This window comes from Ralstonia sp. 22111, from assembly GCF_052045895.1.
Classification (GTDB): Bacteria; Pseudomonadota; Gammaproteobacteria; order Burkholderiales; family Burkholderiaceae; genus Ralstonia; species Ralstonia wenshanensis.
Map to the genome: position 1 here is coordinate 16,152 of NZ_JBQEPR010000013.1, position 18,215 is coordinate 34,366.

General features: G+C 64.5%; 15 protein-coding genes. 12 read left to right on the top strand and 3 right to left on the bottom strand.

Annotated elements, in window-relative coordinates:
- The first annotated feature begins 47 nt into the window (after positions 1-47).
- From ACTJK4_RS23660 to ACTJK4_RS23670, 3 genes are all read left to right on the top strand, one after another.
- Positions 48-2,144 (top strand): molybdopterin-containing oxidoreductase family protein, encoded by a 2,097-nt coding sequence (locus ACTJK4_RS23660; RefSeq protein WP_260802236.1) that lies wholly within the window; start codon positions 48-50, stop codon positions 2,142-2,144.
- 10 nt (positions 2,145-2,154) lie between these two features.
- A complete protein-coding gene (locus tag ACTJK4_RS23665) occupies positions 2,155-3,252 on the top strand; it encodes an aminopeptidase (protein WP_440819105.1) in 1,098 nt (365 codons plus the stop codon).
- A gap of 150 nt (positions 3,253-3,402) precedes the next feature.
- Positions 3,403-5,112 (top strand): long-chain fatty acid--CoA ligase, encoded by a 1,710-nt coding sequence (locus tag ACTJK4_RS23670; RefSeq protein ID WP_232041096.1) that lies wholly within the window; start codon positions 3,403-3,405, stop codon positions 5,110-5,112.
- A gap of 76 nt (positions 5,113-5,188) precedes the next feature.
- On the opposite strand, the gene trhA is transcribed toward ACTJK4_RS23670, so the two are convergent.
- Complete coding sequence (trhA, locus tag ACTJK4_RS23675) at positions 5,189-5,806, bottom strand: PAQR family membrane homeostasis protein TrhA (RefSeq protein ID WP_232041095.1); 618 nt, start codon at positions 5,804-5,806, stop codon at positions 5,189-5,191.
- 43 nt (positions 5,807-5,849) lie between these two features.
- Between trhA and arfB the strand changes: the two genes are divergently transcribed.
- Positions 5,850-6,284 (top strand): alternative ribosome rescue aminoacyl-tRNA hydrolase ArfB, encoded by a 435-nt coding sequence (arfB, locus tag ACTJK4_RS23680; RefSeq protein ID WP_232041094.1) that lies wholly within the window; start codon positions 5,850-5,852, stop codon positions 6,282-6,284.
- Between the two features lie 22 nt (positions 6,285-6,306).
- On the opposite strand, the gene ACTJK4_RS23685 is transcribed toward arfB, so the two are convergent.
- Positions 6,307-7,623 carry an MFS transporter gene (locus ACTJK4_RS23685; RefSeq protein ID WP_232041093.1) on the bottom strand — a complete coding sequence of 439 codons (1,317 nt, stop codon included), beginning with the start codon at positions 7,621-7,623 and terminating at the stop codon, positions 6,307-6,309.
- 186 nt (positions 7,624-7,809) lie between these two features.
- Positions 7,810-8,991, bottom strand: a complete 1,182-nt coding sequence (locus tag ACTJK4_RS23690; RefSeq protein WP_232041092.1) for a porin — start codon at positions 8,989-8,991, stop codon at positions 7,810-7,812.
- A 379-nt stretch (positions 8,992-9,370) separates the two neighbouring features.
- Here ACTJK4_RS23690 and coq7 point away from each other — a divergent pair, with 379 nt between their 5' ends.
- From coq7 to mraY, 8 genes are all read left to right on the top strand, one after another.
- The gene (coq7, locus tag ACTJK4_RS23695) at positions 9,371-10,021 is read left to right on the top strand and encodes a 2-polyprenyl-3-methyl-6-methoxy-1,4-benzoquinone monooxygenase (protein WP_316871842.1); all 651 of its coding nucleotides are present in this window, start codon (positions 9,371-9,373) and stop codon (positions 10,019-10,021) included.
- A gap of 393 nt (positions 10,022-10,414) precedes the next feature.
- Positions 10,415-10,843, top strand: coding sequence for a division/cell wall cluster transcriptional repressor MraZ (gene mraZ / locus ACTJK4_RS23700; protein ID WP_024979191.1), 429 nt, complete (start codon positions 10,415-10,417; stop codon positions 10,841-10,843).
- 9 nt (positions 10,844-10,852) lie between these two features.
- A complete protein-coding gene (gene rsmH / locus ACTJK4_RS23705) occupies positions 10,853-11,812 on the top strand; it encodes a 16S rRNA (cytosine(1402)-N(4))-methyltransferase RsmH (protein WP_112183567.1) in 960 nt (319 codons plus the stop codon).
- Between the two features lie 17 nt (positions 11,813-11,829).
- A complete protein-coding gene (gene ftsL, locus ACTJK4_RS23710; protein WP_232041089.1) occupies positions 11,830-12,174 on the top strand; it encodes a cell division protein FtsL in 345 nt (114 codons plus the stop codon).
- Positions 12,171-13,958: a peptidoglycan D,D-transpeptidase FtsI family protein gene (locus ACTJK4_RS23715; protein ID WP_232041088.1), complete on the top strand. Its 1,788-nt coding sequence runs from the start codon at positions 12,171-12,173 to the stop codon at positions 13,956-13,958. The genes ftsL and ACTJK4_RS23715 overlap by 4 nt, the downstream gene beginning before the upstream one ends.
- Positions 13,955-15,499 carry a UDP-N-acetylmuramoyl-L-alanyl-D-glutamate--2,6-diaminopimelate ligase gene (locus ACTJK4_RS23720; RefSeq protein ID WP_316871841.1) on the top strand — a complete coding sequence of 515 codons (1,545 nt, stop codon included), beginning with the start codon at positions 13,955-13,957 and terminating at the stop codon, positions 15,497-15,499. The genes ACTJK4_RS23715 and ACTJK4_RS23720 overlap by 4 nt, the downstream gene beginning before the upstream one ends.
- Positions 15,496-16,932 (top strand): UDP-N-acetylmuramoyl-tripeptide--D-alanyl-D-alanine ligase, encoded by a 1,437-nt coding sequence (locus ACTJK4_RS23725; RefSeq protein WP_440819107.1) that lies wholly within the window; start codon positions 15,496-15,498, stop codon positions 16,930-16,932. The genes ACTJK4_RS23720 and ACTJK4_RS23725 overlap by 4 nt, the downstream gene beginning before the upstream one ends.
- A gap of 15 nt (positions 16,933-16,947) precedes the next feature.
- A complete protein-coding gene (gene mraY, locus ACTJK4_RS23730) occupies positions 16,948-18,117 on the top strand; it encodes a phospho-N-acetylmuramoyl-pentapeptide-transferase (RefSeq protein WP_232041085.1) in 1,170 nt (389 codons plus the stop codon).
- The last annotated feature ends 98 nt before the right edge of the window (positions 18,118-18,215 follow it).

Below are 18,215 nucleotides of genomic sequence, written 5' to 3' on the forward strand. Positions count from 1 at the left end.
CGAAGACACCGACATGCGCCAGCCGCCACCCACTCCGGAGCCCCTTGATGTCCACCCAAGTCATCCGTGCCGCCTGCCCGCACGATTGCCCCGACACCTGCGCCTTGCTCGTCACCGTCGAGGACGGCCGCGCCACCCGCGTGCAGGGCGATCCGGACCACCCGACGACGGCTGGCGTGCTGTGCACCAAGGTCAATCGGTATGCGGAACGCACGTACCACCCGAACCGCCTGCTGACGCCGATGAAGCGCGTGGGCGCCAAGGGCGAGGGCAAGTTCGAACCGATTTCGTGGGACGAAGCCATCGACACCATCGCCACGCGCCTGGGCGATATTGCGGCGCGCAACCCAGAGGCCATCCTCCCGTACAGCTACGCCGGCACGATGGGCCTGGTGCAGGGTGAGAGCATGGCTGCGCGCTTCTTTCACAAGCTCGGGGCGTCGCTGCTCGATCGCACGATCTGCGCATCGGCCGGTGCGACGGCGCTGCGCTATACGTACGGCGCGAGCCTCGGCATGGACATCGAGCACGTGCAGGACGCCAAGCTGATCCTGATCTGGGGCGCCAATCCGATCGCGTCGAACCTGCATTTCTGGACGCGCGCGCAGGAGGCGAAACGGCGCGGCGCCACGCTCGTCGCCATCGATCCGTATCGCTCGCTGACGGCCGAGAAGTGCCATCGCCATCTGGCGGTGCGCCCCGGTACCGATGCGGCGCTGGCGCTGGCGATGATCCACGTGCTGATCCGTGATGACTTGCTCGACCACGATTACATCGCCAATCACACGCTCGGTTTCGAGGCGTTGCGTGAGCGCGCGCAGCAATACACGCCGGAATATGCGGCGACGCTGTGTGGGGTGGACGCGGCCGACATCGAGTGGCTCGCAAATCTGTACGGCACGACCGTCGTGCGCGACAAACAGCCGGCGGCGATTCGCCTGAATTACGGCATGCAGCGCGCGCATGGCGGCGGGCAGGGCGTGCGCGCGGTCGCGTGCCTGCCGTCGCTGGTGGGCGCGTGGCGCGATGCGGCGGGCGGGCTTCAACTGTCGACGTCCGGTTTCTTCCCCATCGACATCGCAAAGCTGCAGCGTCCTGACCTGCTGCCGAGCTGGCCCAACATGCCGCGCACGATCAACATGAGCACCATCGGCGATGCGCTGCTGCATACGGGCGACGCATCGTTCGGCCCCAAGGTCGAGGCGGTGGTCGTCTACAACAGCAACCCCGTGGCGGTGGCGCCGGACTCGCGCAAGGTCGCCGCCGGCTTTGCGCGCGAAGACCTCTTCACCGTGGTGCTGGAACATTTCCAGACCGATACCGCCGACTACGCCGACATCCTGCTGCCCGCCACCACGCAGCTCGAACACGTCGATGTGCACAAGGCTTACGGCCACACCTACGTGCTGGCCAACAACGCTGCCATTGCGCCGATGGGGCAGTCGTTGCCGAACACGGAGATTTTTCGCCGTCTCGCGCAACGCATGGGTTTTAACGACACCTGTTTTGCCGACTCGGACGACGACATCGCCGCCCAGGCCGTGCGCCGTGACGACCCGGCCGCCGCGCACATCGACTGGGCGACGCTCAAGCGCGAGGGCTGGCAGAAGCTGTCACACCCGGCCGCGCCGCTGGCACGCGGCGGCTATCGCACGCCGTCCGGCCGCTGCGAGTTCTATTCCGAACAGATGGCCAAGGACGGTCTTGACCCGCTGCCCGGCTATGTGCCACCGCATGAGTCGGCGATCAGCACGCCTGAGCTGGCCAAGCGTTATCCGCTGTCGATGATCTCGCCGCCGGCGCGTAACTTCCTCAACTCCACCTTCGTCAACGTCGACAGCCTGCGCAACACCGAAGGCGAGCCGCATCTCGATATCCATCCCGACGATGCGAATGCGCGTGGCGTCGTCGATGGCGAGCTTGTCCGCATCTTCAACGATCGCGGCACCATGCAGGCGCGCGCCCGCGTGACGGATCGCGCGCGCCGCGGCGTGGTCGTCGGCTTGTCGATCTGGTGGAAGAAGCTCGCGCCCGACGGCACCAACGCCAACGAGCTGACCAGTCAGCGCCTGACCGACATGGGCCGCGCGCCCACCTTCTACGATTGCCTGGTCGAGGTGGCGCCGTTGGCACAGGCCGCCTGACGAGGCCATCATGCGTGCCGCACGCGCGCTGTGCCTTGCGCTGTCGGTAGCCGGTTCGGCATTGCTGGCCGGCTGCGACACGGTCGGCTATTACTACCAGTCGGTCAGTGGACATCTCTCGCTGATGGCGCAGCGCGAGTCGATCGACCAGGCCATCGACAACGCGCGGCAGGCCCACAACGACAAGCTCGCCAAGCGCCTGGAAGATGCGCGCAGCATTCGCATCTATGCCTCGCGCGAGCTGGGCTTGCCCGACAACGGCAGCTATCGCGTCTACGCCAATCTCAAGCGGCCATTCGCGGTGTGGAACGTGTTTGCCGCGCCTGAGCTGTCGGTCAAGCTCAAGGAATGGTGTTTCCTCGTCGTAGGCTGCGTGACGTATCGCGGGTACTACGATCGCAACGCCGCGATGGCCTATGCCGACACCCTGCGCGCCCAGGGACTGGATGTAGATGTGGCCGGCATTCCTGCGTATTCCACACTGGGCTATTTCGACGACCCGCTGCTCAATACCTTCGTCGGCCTGCCCGAAGGCGAGCTGGCGCGGCTGATTTTTCATGAGCTGGCGCATCAGGTCGTCTACGCCAAGGGCGATACGGCGTTCAACGAATCGTTCGCCACCACGGTGGAAACCATTGGCGTCGAACGGTGGCTGGCCGATGCCGCCACCCCGGAAATTCGCGCGGAATACGCCACGTACGACGCCCGGCGCGTACAATTCCGCGCCCTGCTGCTGGTGTACCGCAACCGGCTTGAGACGCTGTATGCAAGCCCCGTATCGGACGACGAGAAGCGCGCCGGAAAACGCGCCATCTTCGCGAGCCTGCAGGCCGATTACGCCAAGCTCAAAGCAAGCTGGGGCGGCTATACCGGTTACGACCGCTGGTTTGCGCAGCCTCTGTCGAACGCGCATCTGGGGGCAGTCGCGAGCTACCTGGAATGGGTGCCGGCGTTTACGGCGCTATACCACCGCGATGGCGGCGACTGGGCGCGCTTCTATGCCGACGTCAAGGCCATGGCGCGTGAATCGAAGCAACAGCGCGAGGTAGCACTGCGGGTGCTCGCGCCTGCGGCGATGGCCAAGTCGGAGGGCATCACGCAAAAGTGATGCCAAGATCGTTTTCTGCACCAGTTTCAAGCAGTCTGGACCGGCTGAGGGAACTGTCTAAGTTATTGTTTTGACACAGACATCCGCGTAGGATGCCGAAAAAAACGAACGACCATTCGAAAAAATCGACAATCGCCAGGAGACACACCCATGGATAAGCCGTGGCTGAAGCAGTACCCCGCTGGGGTGCCGGCCGAGATCGATGCATCGCAGTATCGATCGCTGGCCCATCTGCTTGAGGATTCTTTCCAGAAGAACCGCAACCGCCGTGCATTTGAATGCATGGGCAAGGTGCTGACCTACGGCGAGCTGGATACGCTCTCGCGCCAACTGGCGGCGTGGCTGCAATCGCGCGGTCTGGCACCCGGCGCACGCGTCGCGCTGATGATGCCCAACGTGCTGCAGTACCCGGTGGCGCTGGCCGCCGTGCTGCGCGCCGGCTATGTGGTCGTCAACGTCAATCCGCTCTACACCCCGCGCGAACTCGAACACCAGCTCAAGGACAGCGGCGCCGAAGCCATCATCATCCTGGAGAACTTCGCGACGACGCTGCAGCAGGTGCTGCCCAATACGCCGATCAAGCACATCGTGGTGGCCAGCATGGGCGACATGCTCGGCGGGCTCAAAGGCATGTTGGTCAATTTCGTCGTGCGCAGCGTCAAGAAGATGGTGCCGGCGTGGGAACTGCCCAGCTGCATCCGCTTCAACACCGCGCTGCAAGAGGGTGCCAAGCAGACGCTCAAGCCCACCTCCGTGGGCCCCGACGACGTCGCCTTCCTGCAATACACGGGTGGGACGACCGGCGTATCGAAGGGCGCGACGCTGCTGCATCGGAACATCGTCGCCAACGTGCTCCAGTCCGAAGCGTGGATGAACCCGGCGCTCACCAAGCCCGGCCGCGACGGCCGCATGCTGGCCGCCGACGAAGAGATCATCACCATCACCGCGCTCCCGCTGTATCACATCTTCGCGCTGACGGTTTGCTGCCTGCTGTCGATGCGCAAGGGCGGGCTGGCGGTACTGATCCCGAACCCGCGCGATATCCCGGGTTTCATCAAGGTGCTCAAGCAGTACCGCTTCCACATGTTCCCGGCCGTGAACACGCTGTACAACGCGCTGCTGAACAATCCCGAATTCAAGGATGTCGACTGTTCCAATCTGCGCGTGGCCAACGGCGGCGGCATGGCGGTGCAGGAAGCCGTTGCCAAGAAATGGCTCGAAGTGACAGGGTGTCCGATCATCGAGGGCTACGGCCTGTCGGAAACCTCGCCGTCGGCCATCTGCAATCCGACGAATACCGACAAGTTTTCGGGCACGGTCGGGTTGCCGATCCCGTCCACGGAAATCGCCATCCGCGACGACGAGGGGCGTGATCTGCCGATCGGTCAGGCTGGCGAAATCTGCATCCGTGGCCCGCAGGTCATGGCCGGTTACTGGAAGCGCCCGGACGAGACCGCCAAGGTCATGTATGCCGACGGCTTCTTCAAGACCGGCGACGTGGGGGTGATGGACGAGCGCGGCTACACCAAGATCGTCGATCGCAAGAAGGACATGATTTTGGTGTCGGGTTTCAACGTGTATCCGAACGAGATCGAAGGCGTGGTGGCGATGTGCCCGGGCGTGCTGGAAGTGGCCGCCGTGGGCGTACCCGACGTGCATTCGGGCGAGGTGGTCAAGCTGTTCGTGGTGCGCCGCGACCCGACGCTGACCGAGCAGAAGCTGCAGGAGTTCTGCAAGGATCAGCTCACGGGGTACAAGCGCCCGAAGTTCATCGAGTTCCGCAACGAGCTGCCGAAGACCAACGTCGGCAAGATCCTGCGCCGGGAACTACGCGACGAGGCGATGAAGAAGCGTGCCTGAGTCTGCGTAGCTGCAAAGAAAAAGCCGCGATTCGTCGCGGCTTTTTTTTGGTCCGGTACAAGCAAGTCGTGGCCGGTCAGCCCACGTACAGGAGGATGCTGACGAACTGACAAGCGCTGCCAGCCAGCACAAACAGATGCCAGATGCCGTGGAAGTGCCGCACCTTCTCGTCAAAGAGAAAGAAGCCGATGCCCGTCGTATAAAGCGCGCCCCCCGCAACCAGCCACCACAGGCCTGGTGCGGGCAACGCGGCCGCCAGCGGCCCCATGGCAATCAGCACCAGCCAGCCCATCACCACGTAAATCAGCAGTGAGAACAGGCGCGTGCGGTGGCCGATCCAGAGTTCCTGCGCAATGCCGATGGCTGCCAGTGCCCAGTTGATGCCAAACAGCGCCCAGCCCCATGGGCCGCGCAGCGTCACCAGCGCAAACGGTGTGTAGCTACCGGCGATCAACAGGTAGATGGCGCAATAGTCCAGCCGCTGGAAGATGCTTTTGGCCGGGCCTCGCAGGCTGTGATAAAGCGTAGAGATTGTGTAGAGCAGGACCAGCGTCGTGCCGTAGACCACGGAACTGACCACCTTCCAAGCGTCGTGGTGCAGGGCGGACGACGTTACCAGAACGGCCATGCCCCCCGCGGCAAGGATGGCCCCGGCCAGGTGGCTGAAGCCGTTGAATCGTTCTCCACGATACATACACTGATCTCCAGAAAAACCCGGTTCTTCCTACAATGCCCCAATGCCTGGCATTGACCTCACCATCACCCCCCAATTGTCCATTCCGGAGTCCGAGCTGGTCGAGCGCTTTGTGCGCGCAAGTGGACCGGGTGGGCAGAACATCAACAAGGTATCGACGGCGGTGGAGTTGCGCTTTGACATCGCCCAATCGCCGTCGTTGCCGGAGGCGTTGCGGGCTCGCCTGTTGGGCAAGCGCGACCGCCGCTTGACTGCTGAGGGCGTGATTGTGATTGATGCACAACGCTTTCGCACGCAGGACCGCAACCGCCAGGATGCCCGTGAACGTCTGGCCGCATTCATTGCGACGGGGCTTTCGGTGCCAAAGTCGCGCATCGCCACCAAGCCCACGCGCGCTTCCAAGACGCGCCGTCTGGAAGGCAAGCGCGCGCGTGGCGACGTCAAGCGGGGTCGCTCGGGTCGCCACTCGTGGGATTAATCGCGCCGATAGGCACAGCCCCTTACATCAGCCGGGTATCGCGCGTCTCGCGCATGCAGAGCACGCCGATCAGGCTGACCACCGCGGCCGCCGACACATACATGCCTACCCAGCTCAGGCCGCCTTGCTCGGCCAGCTTCTGCGCGATATACGGCGCAATCGACGCGCCCAGAATGCCGCCCAGGTTGTACGACACGCCCGCGCCGGTGTAGCGCACGTTGGTTGGGAACAACTCTGGCAGCAGTGCGCCCATCGGCGCGAAGGTCACGCCCATCAGGAACAGCTCGATGATGAGGAACAGCGCTACCAGCGGCGTTTGGCCACTACCCAGCAGCGGCGCCATCGTAAAGCCCGACAGGATGGCCGCGATGATGCCGACGATCAGCACCGGCTTGCGCCCGAAGCGGTCCGACGCCCACGCTGACAGCGGCGTCGCCAGCCCCATGAAGACCACCGCCAGGCACAGCAATCCCAGGAAGCTCGGGCGCGAGAAATGCAGCGTGCTCACGCCGTACGACAGCGAAAACACCGTCGAGATATAGAACAGCGTGTAGCAGACCACCATGGCCAGCGCGCCCAGCAGCGTCGGCCACCAGTGGTGCGCCAGCAGTGTGGCGACCGGCACCTTCACGCGCTCCTGCCGGTCGATGGCGGCTTGGAAGGCCGGGGTCTCGGCGATCTTCAATCGCACATACAGGCCCAGCGCCACGAGTACTGCGCTTACCAGGAAGGGTACGCGCCAGCCCCAGCTGCGGAACTGCTCGTCCGATAGTGCGATCGCCAGTCCGAAGAAGAGGCCGTTCGATGCCAGGAATCCGACCGACGGGCCGAGCTGAGGGAACATGCCGAACCACGCGCGCTTGCCCGCCGGCGCGTTCTCGGTAGCCAGCAGGGCCGCGCCACCCCATTCACCACCCAGGCCAATGCCCTGGCCAAAGCGCAGCACGCACAGCAGGATCGGTGCAAGGGTGCCGATGCTGTCGTACCCCGGCACCAGCCCGATCAGCGTGGTGGAAATACCCATGACCAGCAGTGAGGCCACCAGCGTCGACTTGCGCCCGATGCGATCGCCAAAGTGGCCGAACAGGAACGAGCCGATCGGCCGCGCAATGAACGCGATGCCGAATGTGACGAACGCCGAGAGCGCTTGTGCCGCAGCAGAGCCATGCGGAAAGAACACCGGGCCGATGACCAGTGCCGCGGCTGTCGCGTAGACATAGAAATCGTAGAACTCGATGGCCGTGCCGATGAAACTCGCAAAGACGATGCGCGAGCGGCTGGCGTCGGCGGCCGCGCCGGGGGCGGCGGGCGCCATGGTTGGAGAAGTCGAAGAGGACATGCGGGTCTCCGGTTAGGTTGGCGTTGTTGTCGTTATGAATTGCCGCTCGTTGTCGTGCCGATGTTCTGCTGGCCGGCGGCGCGCTTGATCGCAGGAGCATAGCGTGCGGCCATGCAAAAAGGCACCCGAAGGTGCCTTTCTGCGCCCGCCAAGGAGAGGGGCGGCGGGCAAAAACCAAAGCGTGCGTCAGAACTTGTGGCGCACACCCACTGCCACACCGACCTGGTTTTCCGAGTTCGGCGTAATGAAGTACGTCTGCGATGCTGCGGGCAGATAACCCACCGACGTCTGTGCACCCGTTGCCGGGTTCGTCACGTAGCCGATCGAATCCCAGTTCAGCGAACCATTGCGCGAATACGCTGCGGTCAGGTACACGTCGGTACGCTTCGAGAAGTTGTAATCGGCAATGAAGTTCCACTGCTGCGGATTGCGTGGGTTGATCGTGGCGCCGCCGATGGTCGCTTCCTTGATGTTGTCGTAGTAGTACGACAGCGTCAGGCCCAGTGCCGGGGTGGCCTGGTAATTCACGCCCAGCCAGTAGAGGTCGTCGCGGTGCGGCGTCAGTGCTGCCGTGGCGCCGCTGGAGGGCGCTTCGGTGTTGCCATAGCGGAAGCCTGCCATCACCTTGACGGGGCCCGTGGTGTAGCTCGCTGCAATGGCAGCGCGCTTGTCCCGGGCATATTCGTTGCCGCCCGACAGGCCCAGGGCTTCTGCGGCCGTCAGCACCTTCACTTCGTCATACGCGATGCCCACGCCAAACGGGCCAGCGAAGTAGTTCGCCCCGGCGCCGTAGGCCGAGTTGGCCGTGGTGCTGCCCGTGCGCTCGCCGAACGCCCAGTGGGCTTCGACCGTCAGCGGCCCGAATGCAGCGCCGTACTTGATCATGTTGTCTTCGCGGAAGTTCGCACCCAGCAGGCCGACCACCGGCTCCCACTGCGTGGCGTAACCGCTCGGCGAGAAGTTCGCCATCATGTCGAAGATCGTCGTGTACTGACGACCCAGCGTGATCTTGCCCCAGTTGCCCTGCAGGCCCACAAACGCCTGCCGGCCGAACAGACGGCCACCTTGCTGCAGCGTGCCGGTATCCATGCCGAAGCCCGATTCCAGCACGAACAGGCCCTTGAGGCCGCCGCCGATGTCTTCAACGCCGCGCAAGCCCCAGCGGTTGGAAGACAGGCCGCCCGCCTGCATCGCAAGGCGCGATCCGCTGCTGCCCGGAATGGCAACCCCCGCCGCAGTTACGGCCTGCTCATGGTTGACGTATTCGACGTTCGCGTCGACCACGCCGTACAGCGTCACACTCGACTGAGCCTGCGCAACACCCGCAAACGTGCCCAGCACTGCCAATGCCAGCAGCGATTTCTTCATCGGTCGGTCTCCAGATCTTTAATTTTGAGTTCAGTGGCAGGCAGACCCTCCGTTCTCGTCTTCCCGCCCCATGACTTTCAAACGAAGTCGCTGACTAATGTAGCAACGCGGTACTGGGCTCGGTCGAAATTTGCGAACGAATGTTCGTAAACGCGCGTTTGCTGTCTGATCCCGGCAACAGGCTGTTTCCAAATTTGAAATAGATCGGCGATAGGCAGGCTCGATTCCTTGCGGTTTTAGATGCGATCCGCGCGCCAACAGGGTTATCCCGTACAGTAGTGTTTGGTCGGCCGGGTTCTGACCGGACGCAATGTCCCGCGCGGTGTCGGCCTTACAATGACGATCGCGCCGCACGCCATTGCCGGCGGCGCCCGCAATCATGTTCGACCGCTTCATCCCCGAATTCGACCGCGCCTTGCGCGCTGTGGCAGGCGTCACCCGCGCCAGCCGACCGAACCCTGCTGACGCCGTTATCGTGGCCACCTCCGCGGATAAGGCCGACAGCGCGACCAAGCTTTCCGAGGCCGACCGCCGCCATGCAGCCGGCCTGATGCGCGTGAATCATGTCGGCGAGGTTTGCGCCCAGGCTCTGTATCAGGGGCAAGCGCTATTTGCCCGGGACCCCGCCATCCGCGCTCAGCTCGACGAAGCCGCACGCGAAGAAGAAGACCACCTCGCCTGGTGCGCCCAGCGCCTTCAGGAATTGAACGACCGCCCGAGCCTGCTCAATCCGCTGTGGTATGCCGGCGCTTTCGCCATCGGCGCGGTGGCTGGACGCCTCGGCGACAAGATCAGCCTTGGCTTCGTCGCCGAGACCGAGCGCCAGGTCGAGCATCACCTCGATGGCCATCTCGATACATTGCCCGAGCAGGACACCCGGTCGCGCGCCATCGTCGCCCAGATGCGCGACGACGAAATCCGCCACGGCGACAACGCGCGCCAGGCCGGTGGCATTGATCTGCCTGCGCCGATCCGCCAAGCCATGCGTGCCGCGTCACGCGTCATGACCACCGCCGCCTACCGCATCTGATGGGCGTGTCGGGTGTCGCGCGGGTCGATCGGCCCGCCGACACGGCGCACGCTCCTCCATTCGCCCGACCTCTGCCGCCTGCGGTCTGCGCCTCGAACCGGGGCGCTGGCCGCTTGCCGTTCTCTCACGTGGTTTCTACATAAACCACGCTATCTCCTTCATTTGATTGGGAAAAGTGAGGTGGCGCCTCCGGCGGGGTGCGCTAAGTCATTGTTCTGATTGCAAATTTTCCGTCTCCCAGGCCTCCGCAAGCCTTGACCGTCTAAAGTCGTTCCTCTAAAGTGGGAAACAGTGTCAGAAAGTGTAGTTTTGTGGTTCAAAGAGGCCGTTTTCGGGGCCAGTTGACGGCAAGGTAAGTGGCGATCAAGTCGCCGCACGGAGAGAGAAACCAACGTGTTCCAGGGTGCGTCGGCGCTGACGCTGGATGCCAAAGGGCGGATGTCCATTCCGTCGCGGCACCGCGAAGCGCTCCAGCTGCAGGCCGAGGGCCGGGTGACTGTGACCAAGCACCCGGACGGTTGCCTCATGCTGTTTCCGCGCCCCGAGTGGGAACGCTTTCGCGAGCGCATCGCTGCGCTGCCGATGGAAGCCCACTGGTGGAAACGGATCTTCCTGGGCAGCGCCGCCGATGTCGAACTCGATACCGCCGGCCGCGTCCTCATCACCCCAGAACTGCGCACGGCTGCCTCCCTTGAACGTGACGTGATGCTGCTCGGCATGGGCAGCCACTTCGAAGTCTGGGACGCCGCCACGTACACCGCGAAGGAGCAAGCCGCCATGGCGCAAGGCATGCCCGACGCCCTCAAGAATTTCTCCTTTTGATGACGCGCGATGACAACCCAAGCCAGTACGGGACTGCGCCATCAGACGGTGCTCTTAGACGAAGCGGTCGATGCGCTCATCTGGCGCGACGACGGCATCTATATCGATGGAACCTTCGGGAGAGGCGGGCACAGCCGGCTCATCCTGGAACGGCTGGGGCCCGGCGGCAGACTTGTCGCCTTCGACAAGGACCCAGCAGCAATCACCGAAGCGGGCACCGTAGAGGATGCCCGCTTCGCTATTGAGCATGACAGCTTCGCGCAGATGGCCTCGGCCCTGGATGCGCGCGGCATTGAACGGGTGGCCGGCGTGCTGCTCGATCTCGGCATCAGCTCGCCGCAGATCGACGAAGGCGCACGTGGCTTCTCGTTCCGGATGGATGGCCCGCTCGACATGCGGATGGACACCACGCGCGGCATCACCGCAGCCCAATGGCTGGCCGAGGCTGATGAGCGCGACATTGCGAGGGTGATACGGGACTATGGGGAAGAACGGTTTGCTGTACAGATTGCAAAGGCGATTGTTGCTCGCCGGGGCCAATCCGGGGATCGAGGTCCTCTCGATCGCACATCCGAGCTTGCCGCGCTCGTGGCGCAAGCCGTCAAAACACGCGAGAAGGGTCAAGACCCTGCGACCCGCACCTTTCAAGCTTTACGGATTCACGTCAATCAAGAGCTTGCGGACCTCGAAACCGGTCTGAAGGCCGCCTTTGAACGCCTGGAGCAGGGGGGACGTCTCGTCGTGATCAGCTTCCATTCGCTGGAAGACCGCATCGTCAAGCGCTTCATGCAGGCCCTGGCGCGCCCGGAGCAATCCGCCGCGCCGGAACTGCGTCGGGCGCCGCTGCGTGCGCATGAGCTGCCGGCGCCGCAGTTGCGCCTGCTTGGCCGCGTGAAGCCGTCGGAGGCCGAGGTATCGGCCAACCCGCGTGCGCGCTCGGCCATCATGCGCGTGGCCGAACGCTGCTGACCGACGGGGCCGCCTCCATGAACCGCCTGAACATGTTCCTGCTGACCGCGCTGGTGCTGTGCGCCTTGTCGCTGGTCAACGCACAGCATCAGGCGCGACAGCTGTTTGTCGAGCTGGATCGCGCGCAGGCGGAAGAGAAGCAACTCAACACCGACTGGTCGCGTCTGCAATATGAGCAGAGCGCGCTGGGCAAGAGCGCTCGCATTGCCGATATCGCGAGCAAGCAATTGAAGATGTCGCCCGCGCAGGCGGGGCGCACGCAGTATCTGCAGGGGTTTGCCGATTTGCCGGCAGCAGGGGGAGCCTCCGGGGCTTCCTCGGTGGCGGCCAGCGCACCCACGGCTTCCGGAGTACAGCCATGAGTGGCGCACGCAAGTCCAACGGCACCACGGCGCGGGCGCGTCCGGGCCAGTTTTCCGCCAGCCCGGTGCTGGGCCTGCGCCTGCCGATGTGGCGCTCGAAGCTGGTTGTGTTCCTGATGTTCGCGGCGTTCCTGGCGCTGATCGGCCGCGCGCTGTGGATTCAAGGCCCTGGCAACCGCTTTTATGAGGCCGAGGGCAAGAAGCGCTTCCAGCGCACGCTGGAGTTGCCGGCCACGCGCGGCAAGATTCTCGATCGCAATGGCCTGGTGCTGGCCACGAGCCTGCCGGTGAAGGCTATCTGGGCCGTGCCCGAAGACGTGCCCAACAACGTGCCTGGCGAAGACATGAAGAAGCTCGCCAAGCTGCTCGGCATGAGCGACAAGGAGCTTTCGGGCAAGCTGGGCGAAGACAAGGGCTTCGTGTATCTCAAGCGCCAGGTGCTGCCCGAGGTAGCCGATCAGATCGCCGCGCTGAAGATCGAAGGTATCTATCAGACGCGTGAGTACAAGCGTTTCTACCCGGAAGGCGAGGCGATGGCGCACATCGTCGGGTTCACCAACGTCGAGGACAAAGGCCAGGAAGGCATGGAGCTGGCGCGTGAGTCCGACCTCGCGGGTGCCGCCGGCCAGCGTCAGGTGATCAAGGATCGGTTGGGCCGCGTTGTGGAAGACGTTGGCGTGCTCAAGGCCCCGCGTGATGGGCATGATCAAACGCTGTCGATCGACGCCAAGATCCAGTACCTGACCTTCAACGAATTGAAGGCCGCCATCGAGCGTACCCGCGCAAAGGCCGCCAGTGCGATCGTGCTGGATGCCCAGACCGGCGAGGTGCTGGCGCTCGCCAACTACCCGACCTACAACCCGAACGACCGCAGCCGCCTCTCGGGCGAGCAACTGCGCAACCGCGTGCTGACCGACACTTTCGAGCCAGGCTCGATGATGAAGCCGATCACGATCAGCCTGGCCCTGCAGCTCAAGCGCGTGACGCCGACCACGCTGGTGCAGACCAACGGCAAATACAGCTTTGAAGGCGCGACCATTTCCGATACCGGCAACTACGGCACGTTGACGGTCGCCCAGGTGATCCAGCACTCCAGCAACATCGGTACGACCAAGATCGCGATGATGCTCAAGCCCCAGGAAATGTGGGACATGTTCACCAGCGTTGGCTTGGGGCAGGCGCCGAAGATCGGCTTCCCGGGCGCGGTGGCTGGGCGGCTGCGCCCGGCAAACAAATGGCGTCGCATCGAGCAGGCGACCATGTCATATGGCTACGGCCTGTCGGTGTCGTTGTTCCAGATTGCGCATGCGTACACCATCTTCGCGCACGATGGCGAGCTGATTCCGATCACGATGTACCGCACCGACGGCCAGCCGCCGCAGGGCGAGCGCGTGATCTCGCCGGAGGTGGCACGGCAGGTCCGCCAAATGCTCGAGACGGTGACGGCGCCCGGCGGCACCGCACCGCAGGCCCAGGTGATGGGCTACCGTGTCGGCGGCAAGACCGGCACGGCGTGGAAGCACACCGGGCGCGGCTATGACCGCTCCAAATATCGCGCCTCGTTTATTGGTCTGGCGCCCATGTCGAACCCGCGCATCATCGTGGCGGTGAGCGTGGACGAGCCGACCGTGGGCAACCGCTATGGCGGCGGCGCGGCCGGCCCCGTGTTCTCTCAAATCGTGGGCGGCACCCTGCGGGCATTGAACGTGCCGCCGGATTCGCCGGTGCGCCAGCTCGTGATGACGCCGGACGTGCCGGAAGAGCCGGTCGGGGGCTTGCAATGACAGCCAAGCCCACTTCTGACCGCCCGACCATCGCCGCGCGTCTTGCGCCCGTGGTGGATTGGCTGCGCGCCCAGGCGCCGGCAGGCGCCGACCTCACCAGCGACACGCGCAAGCTCAAGACCGGCGATGTGTTCGTCGCCTATGTGCTCGGCAATGTGCGCCAGCGTGGCGATGGCCGTCCGCATATTCCGCAAGCCATCGAGGCTGGCGCTTCCGCCGTGCTGGCCGAAGCCCATGGTTACGCAATGCCCGCCGACGCGCCCGTGCGCATCCTGCCGGTGGACGGCCTGGCTGAACTGGCCGGGCCGCTTGCCGCGCAGTGGTACGGCGTGCCCGGCCCGGACGCATTGCGTGTGATTGGCGTGACGGGTACCAACGGCAAGACATCGTGCTCGCAATGGATCGCGCAGGCGCTGACCAAACACGGCCAGCGTTGCGCAGTGGTGGGTACGCTTGGCACCGGGTTTGTCGATGCGCTGGCCATTACCGGCTTCACCACGCCGGACGCCATCCAGCTCCAGCGCAGCCTCGCCGATCTGCACCGTGCGGGTGCCCGCGCCATCGCCATGGAAGTCTCGTCGCATGGCCTTGAGCAAGGCCGCGTCGATGGCACTTGCTTTGATATCGCGGTGTTCACCAACCTGACGCAGGATCACCTCGACTACCACGGCACGATGGCCGAGTACGAACTCGCCAAGGCGCGCCTGTTCGGCTGGCCGGGCCTGCGCGCCGCGGTCATCAACCGCGACGACGCTGCCGGTGTGCGCTTGCTGCAGAACGCCCGCGCCGATGTCGAAACCATCGAATACGGCATCGACGGCGAAGCCGCGGCGCAGCACGGTGCCAAGCAATGGCTGCGCGCCAGCAACGTGCGCGCGCACCGCACCGGCACGACATTCGACGTAGATGGCAGCTTTGGCCACGCGACCGTCCATGCGCCTACGGTGGGTTTGTTCAACGTATCGAATTTGCTCGGTGTGCTGGGCGCACTGCTGGCGGCCGGCGTGCCGTGGCAGGACGCCATCGCACGCCTGGAAAAACTGCAACCCGTGAGCGGCCGTATGGAGCGTTTCGGCGGCGAAGACGGTCCGTTGGTGGTGGTGGATTACGCCCACACGCCGGACGCGCTGGAGCAGACGCTGCGCGCACTCGCGCCGATTACCGAGGCGCGCGGCGGGAAACTGTGGGCCGTGTTCGGCTGCGGCGGTGACCGCGACCCCGGCAAGCGTCCGCAGATGGGCGCTATCGCCGAGCGCCTGGCGCCGCACGTTGTGCTGACCTCCGACAACCCGCGCAGCGAAGATCCGCAGCACATCCTCGACGAGATCGCCGACGGCATGGACAACCCGCGTGCCGCCACCCAGATCGAAGACCGCGCGGCCGCCATCCTGCATGCCGTGCGGCACGCCGATGCGCATGACGTGATCGTCGTGGCCGGCAAGGGGCATGAATCGACGCAGGAAATTGCGGGTCGCAAGCGGCCGTTCTCCGATCAGGAGCATGTGCGTCTTGCGCTTGCCGCCCGCGGGGTGAACGCATGATCGCCCCGACCGTGATGATGCACGCCACCGACGCCGCTGCCTGGATGGCGGGCGCCCATCTGGCGGGCCCCGACGCGGCCATCCTGCGCGTGACAACCGACAGCCGCGCAGTGCAGCCCGGCGACCTGTTCGTCGCGCTGATCGGCGAGCGTTTCGATGCGCACGATTTCCTGCCCGAGGTGGTGGCGCGTGGCGCTTCCGCCGTGCTGGTGTCGCGCGCACCGGCCGCCACGCTGGACGTGACCAAAGTGGCTGTGCTGACCGTTGCCGATACGCGTGTCGGGCTCGGCCAACTCGCCGCCGGGTGGCGCCGTCAGTTCCCGATTCCGGTTGTCGCCGTGACCGGCAGCAACGGCAAGACGACGGTCAAGGAAATGATCTCGGCGATCTTCGCGCAGGCCGTGGGTGAAGACGCCCGCCTGGCGACTGCCGGCAACTTCAACAACGACATCGGCCTGCCGCTCACGCTGTTCCGCCTGAATGCGCAACACAAGCTGGCCGTGCTCGAACTGGGCATGAACCACCCGGGCGAGACGGCCGTACTGGCCGCCATTGCCCAGCCCACCGTCGCGATGATCAACAACGCCCAGCGCGAGCACCAGGAATTCATGGTGAGCGTGGAAGCGGTGGCTGAAGAACACGCCGCTGTGCTGGCCGCGTTGCCGGCCGATGGCGTTGCGGTGTTTCCGCGTGATGCGGCCAACGGTGGCGAATATGCGCCGGTGTGGCAAGCAGCGGCCGGTGCGCGCCGCGTGCTCGATTTCGGTATCGAGGCCGGGGCTGTGACTGGCACGGTGGTGGACACTGCCGACGGGCAACGCATCGATGTGCAGGCCCCAGGCCAGCGCTTCGTCATCACCTTGCCGTTGCTGGGTTTGCACAACGCGCGCAATGCGCTGGCTGCGACGGCATGCGCGCTGGCTGCGGGCGTTGCTCCCGAGGTCATCGCACGCGCGTTGAGCAACTTTGCTCCGGTCAAGGGGCGGTTGCAGCGCAAGCAGGGCAGACACGGCGGCCTTGTCATCGACGACACGTACAACGCGAACCCCGATTCGATGCGCGCGGCGATCGACGCGCTCGTCACGCTGCCGGCGCCGCGATGCTTGGTGTTGGGCGACATGGGCGAAGTTGGCTCGCAGGGTCCGGCATTCCACGAAGAAATCGGCGCCTATGCGCGCACGCACGGCATCGACGCGGTGCTGGCAACCGGCGAGCTTGCGCGGCACACGGTCGACGCATTCGGCGCGGGCGCCCAGCATTTTGCGTCGGCAGAGGATTTGATTGAACACGGCGTGCCCGCCATTGCGCCGGCCGCGACGGTATTGGTGAAGGGATCGCGCTTCATGCGGATGGAACGCATTGTGGAAGCGCTGGTCTTGAAAGACCCGGTAGCGGATTTGCCGACCGGTTCCAGCACACAACAGCAGCATTAAGGGAAGCAAGAACCCATGTTATTGGCATTGGCGCAATGGTTGCAGAACGATTACGGCTTCCTGCGCGTCTTCAACTATTTGACGTTCCGCGCCGTGATGGCATCGCTCACGGCGCTGGTGATCGGCCTCGGGTTCGGGCCGTTTGTGATCCGTCGCCTGACGGAACTGAAAGTCGGCCAGGCTGTGCGCAGCTATGGTCCGCAGACGCATCTGGTCAAGGCCGGCACGCCCACCATGGGTGGTGTGCTGGTGCTCATCGGCATTGCCGTGTCGACGCTGCTGTGGGCCGACTGGGGCAACCGCTTTATCTGGATCGTGCTCCTGGTCACGCTCGGCTATGGCGCGATCGGCTGGGTGGATGACTACCGCAAGGTCGTGCACCGTGATCCGAAGGGCATGTCTTCGCGCGAGAAGTTCTTCTGGCAGACCGTGATCGGCCTCTTTGCAGCGGCATACCTGGCGTTCTCGGTATCGGAGACTAGCAACATTCGCGTGCTCGAGCTGTTCATGGATTGGGTGCGCAGCGGCCTGTCACTCAACCTACCGGCCAAGTCGCACCTGATCGTGCCGTTCTTCAAAGAGATCAGCTACCCGCTGGGCGTATTCGGTTTCATCATCCTGACGTACCTCGTGATCGTCGGTTCCAGCAATGCGGTGAACCTGACCGACGGCCTCGATGGCCTGGTCATCATGCCGGTCGTGCTGGTGGGCAGCGCGCTGGGCGTGTTTGCCTACGTGATGGGCAGTGCCGTCTACAGCAAGTACTTGTTGTTCCCGCACATTCCGGGCGCGGGCGAACTGCTCATTTTCTGTTCGGCGATGGCCGGGGCGGGGCTTGCCTTCCTGTGGTTCAACGCACATCCGGCCCAGGTGTTCATGGGTGACGTCGGCGCGCTGGCGCTGGGCGGGGCGCTGGGCACCATCGCCGTGATCGTGCGCCAGGAAATCGTGCTCTTCATCATGGGCGGCATCTTCGTAGCCGAGACCGTCTCCGTGATGCTGCAGGTCACGTGGTTCAAATTCACCAAGAAACGTTATGGCGAAGGCCGGCGCCTGTTCCGCATGGCGCCGCTGCATCACCATTTCGAGCTCTCCGGCTGGAAGGAAACGCAAGTGGTCGTGCGCTTCTGGGTCATCACCATGATGCTGGTGCTGATCGGCCTGTCGACCCTGAAGCTGCGGTGAGCACGGACATGACCGACGTGACCGAATCCATCAACCCGGACGACGACGTGGCCGCCACGCAGCCTGAAGCCGCCGTGGACGCCGTGATCGCGACGCTC

Bases quoted from the DNA above. Each gene is read 5' to 3' on its own strand.
- coq7 (WP_316871842.1), top strand. From the start codon at position 9,371: ATGTTCGACCGCTTCATCCCCGAATTCGACCGCGCCTTGCGCGCTGTG.
- ACTJK4_RS23685 (WP_232041093.1), bottom strand. From the start codon at position 7,623: ATGTCCTCTTCGACTTCTCCAACCATGGCGCCCGCCGCCCCCGGCGCG.
- mraY (WP_232041085.1), top strand. From the start codon at position 16,948: ATGTTATTGGCATTGGCGCAATGGTTGCAGAACGATTACGGCTTCCTG.
- ACTJK4_RS23670 (WP_232041096.1), top strand. From the start codon at position 3,403: ATGGATAAGCCGTGGCTGAAGCAGTACCCCGCTGGGGTGCCGGCCGAG.
- ACTJK4_RS23660 (WP_260802236.1), top strand. From the start codon at position 48: ATGTCCACCCAAGTCATCCGTGCCGCCTGCCCGCACGATTGCCCCGAC.
- ACTJK4_RS23715 (WP_232041088.1), top strand. From the start codon at position 12,171: ATGAGTGGCGCACGCAAGTCCAACGGCACCACGGCGCGGGCGCGTCCG.
- ACTJK4_RS23720 (WP_316871841.1), top strand. From the start codon at position 13,955: ATGACAGCCAAGCCCACTTCTGACCGCCCGACCATCGCCGCGCGTCTT.
- rsmH (WP_112183567.1), top strand. From the start codon at position 10,853: ATGACAACCCAAGCCAGTACGGGACTGCGCCATCAGACGGTGCTCTTA.
- ACTJK4_RS23665 (WP_440819105.1), top strand. From the start codon at position 2,155: ATGCGTGCCGCACGCGCGCTGTGCCTTGCGCTGTCGGTAGCCGGTTCG.
- trhA (WP_232041095.1), bottom strand. From the start codon at position 5,806: ATGTATCGTGGAGAACGATTCAACGGCTTCAGCCACCTGGCCGGGGCC.
- ACTJK4_RS23690 (WP_232041092.1), bottom strand. From the start codon at position 8,991: ATGAAGAAATCGCTGCTGGCATTGGCAGTGCTGGGCACGTTTGCGGGT.
- arfB (WP_232041094.1), top strand. From the start codon at position 5,850: ATGCCTGGCATTGACCTCACCATCACCCCCCAATTGTCCATTCCGGAG.
- ACTJK4_RS23725 (WP_440819107.1), top strand. From the start codon at position 15,496: ATGATCGCCCCGACCGTGATGATGCACGCCACCGACGCCGCTGCCTGG.
- ftsL (WP_232041089.1), top strand. From the start codon at position 11,830: ATGAACCGCCTGAACATGTTCCTGCTGACCGCGCTGGTGCTGTGCGCC.